The sequence below is a fragment of the Micromonospora maritima genome (genome assembly GCF_902825405.1).
GTDB lineage: Bacteria > Actinomycetota > Actinomycetes > Mycobacteriales > Micromonosporaceae > Micromonospora > Micromonospora maritima.
The window spans coordinates 1-2,703 of record NZ_CADEAU010000637.1 but is presented as its reverse complement, the minus strand read 5'-3'; the positions used below and the strand labels follow the sequence as shown (position 1 = coordinate 2,703).

Below are 2,703 nucleotides of genomic sequence, written 5' to 3'. Positions count from 1 at the left end.
GGCACGGCCCGGCGCGGCCCCCGGCACGGCCCGGCACGGCGCGGTTCGGCACTGCGCGGTTCGGCACGGCGCGGTTCGGCACGGTGCGAGGCGGTGAACGGCGCTACCGGGGGCGGCACGGCGCTGTGCAGCACGGCGCGGGGCAGGCGTGGGCGACGCGGTCTGAGTCGTTTCTGATATCAGCTCGAAAGCGAGCCCCGAGGGATGGCGGGACCCGTCCGGGGCGGCACGGATCCCGCGACGTGGGGCGGTTCTGCCGGCAACCGGTCTGGTCCAGGCTGCGGCCGTGCTCGAGGCGGCCAACCGCGGCGGCAGTGCCGGGACCAGACGCCGACCCTCCGCGTGCCGGTGGCACCTCACAACGGCCGCACCGGGGTGGCGGGCGGCGGCGGAGCCGGGGATACGGTGGGGGCGTGGCGCTCTCCCTGGCGATCTCCCCCTGCCCCAACGACACGTTCGTCTTCGACGCGCTGGTGCACGGGCGGGTGCCGGGCGCACCGCCGGTCGACGTGACCTACGCGGACGTGGACGTCACCAACACGGCCGCCGAGCGGGGGGCGTTCGACCTGGTGAAGGTCAGCTACGCGGCGCTGCCGTGGCTGCTCGACGACTACCATCTGCTGCCCTGCGGGGGCGCGCTGGGCCGGGGCTGCGGGCCGCTGGTGCTGACCCGGGGCGACCGGGCCGACCTGTCCGGCGCGACCGTGGCGGTGCCCGGTGAGCGGACCACGGCGTACCTGCTGTTCCGGCTCTGGGCGGCGGACCAGGCGCCGGCGCGGATCGAGGTCGTGCCGTTCCACGAGATCATGCCGGGCGTGGCCGCCGGCCGGTACGACGCCGGGCTGGTGATCCACGAGGCGCGCTTCACCTACCCGCGCCACGGGCTGACCGCGCTTGTCGACCTGGGTGAGTGGTGGGAGGGCGACACCGGGCTGCCGATCCCGCTCGGCGCGATCCTGGCCCGCCGCGGCGCGGTGGACCCGGTCGAGGCCGCCGCGTGGATCCGCGAGTCGGTGCGGCAGGCCTGGGCGGACCCCGAGGCCAGCCGGGAGTACGTGCTCGCGCACGCGCAGGAGATGGAGCCCGACGTGGTGGACCGGCACATCGGCCTCTACGTCAACGAATTCACCGCCGACCTGGGTGAGGCCGGCTTCGCCGCCGTGGAGGCGCTGCTGGGCCGGGCCGCCGACGCCGGGCTCGTCCCTCAGACCTCCAGCTCGCGCGCCACCGCGTGGACCAGCTGAGCGATCTTCTGCGCGGTCCGGCGATCCGGGAAACGGCCCCGGCGCAGGTCCGGCTGGACCTTCGCCTCCAGCACCTTGATCATGTCTTCGACCAGGCCGTGCAGCTCCTCGGCCGGCCGCCGGCGCAGTTCCGCCACGGACGGCGGCGCCTCCAGCAGCTTGACCCCCATCGCCTGGGCGCCCCGCCGGCTGTCCACCACGCTGAAGTCGACGCGCTGGCCACCCTTCAGGTCGGCGACACCCGCCGGTAGCGCGCCCTTGGGCAGGAACACGTCGCCACCCTCGTCACTGGTGACGAACCCGTATCCCTTGGCCGCGTCGTACCACTTCACTCGACCCGTCGGCACCTGTCGAACCCCGCTCCACTCGAACCGTCTACCCCTCCAAGGCTAGCCCGATGATCCGGTCGACCGCCGCCGGGAATTCGGCGAGATCATCGAGCACCACTTCCGCGCCGGCGGCGCTCAGCTCGTCCGGCGTGCAATGGCCGGTCGCCACCGCCACACCGGGGATCCCGGCGGCCCGCGCCGCGGCCATGTCCGCCACGTGGTCACCCACGTAGAGCGTCGCCCCGTGCTCGCGCAACGCGGTCGCCTTCTGCTCGGCGAACAGGTCACCGGCCAGCTCGTCCACCGGCAGGCCCAGGTGGTCCAGGTGCAGCTTCGCCAGCCGGCCCATCTTGGCCGTCACCACCATCGTCCGGCCGCCGCGTGCGTGCACCGCCCGCAGGGCCGCCGCCGCGCCGGGCATCGGCACCGTCGGGGTGATCGCGTACGCGGGATACAGCTCCCGGTAGAGCGTCACCGCTTCCTCGATCCGCTCGGGCGGGAACCAGTACGCCAATTCGGTCCGCAGCGGCGGGCCCAGCCGGGACACGGCCAGTTCCTCGTCCACCGGCACGCCGGTGCGCGCGGTCAGCGCCCGGAAGGCCGCGGCGATGCCGGGGCGGGAGTCGACCAGGGTCATGTCGAGGTCGAAGCCGACCATCAGCGGAGACATGCCGAGAACCTACCCAGCGGGCTAGCGTGGTACGACGATGACCACCTCACTCGCCGACCACCTGCGGGCCCTTCCCGACGAGTCCCTGGCCGCGCTGCTCCAGCTGCGGCCCGACCTCGTCGTGCCGGTGCCGGCCGACGTGTCCGCCCTCGCCCTGCGCGCCCAGTCCCGGGTCTCCGTGGCCCGGGCGCTCGACGGGCTGGACCAGTTCACCCTGCAGATCCTCGACGCCGCCCGGCTGACCCGCGGCCCCGAGGGCGGCACCTCCACCGACCAGATCCTGGCCATGGCCACCGCCGGGCCCCACCCGCCCGCCCCGACCACGGTCCGCGCCGCGGTGGACCGGCTCCGGGCGCGGTTCCTGCTGTACGGGCCCGAGCACGACCTGCGCGTGGTGGGCGGCGTCGACGAGGTGTCCCCGTACCCGGCGGGGCTCGGCCGACCGGCGGCGGAGCTGGAC

At 74.7% G+C, this 2,703-nt stretch carries 3 protein-coding genes and 1 pseudogene; 2 read left to right on the top strand and 2 right to left on the bottom strand.

The features are described 5' to 3' along the window. Positions 1 to 413: 413 nt before the first annotated feature. Entirely contained in the window at positions 414 to 1,244 is an 831-nt protein-coding gene (locus tag HUW36_RS30350; protein ID WP_174531223.1) for a 1,4-dihydroxy-6-naphtoate synthase, read from the top strand. Here HUW36_RS30350 and HUW36_RS30345 read toward each other — a convergent pair. Both HUW36_RS30345 and HUW36_RS30340 read right to left on the bottom strand, forming a co-directional pair. Continuing rightward, entirely contained in the window at positions 1,205 to 1,591 is a 387-nt protein-coding gene (locus HUW36_RS30345; protein WP_091583311.1) for a cold-shock protein, read from the bottom strand. The two genes, HUW36_RS30350 and HUW36_RS30345, sit on opposite strands and share 40 nt — an antisense overlap. A gap of 28 nt (positions 1,592 to 1,619) precedes the next feature. Next, positions 1,620 to 2,243, bottom strand: a complete 624-nt coding sequence (locus HUW36_RS30340; protein ID WP_174531222.1) for an HAD family hydrolase — start codon at positions 2,241 to 2,243, stop codon at positions 1,620 to 1,622. Positions 2,244 to 2,280: 37 nt separating this feature from the next. On the opposite strand from HUW36_RS30340, the pseudogene HUW36_RS30335 reads away from it, so the two are divergent. Then, positions 2,281 to 2,703 (top strand): annotated as a pseudogene (locus HUW36_RS30335) (helicase-associated domain-containing protein); the annotation flags it as partial.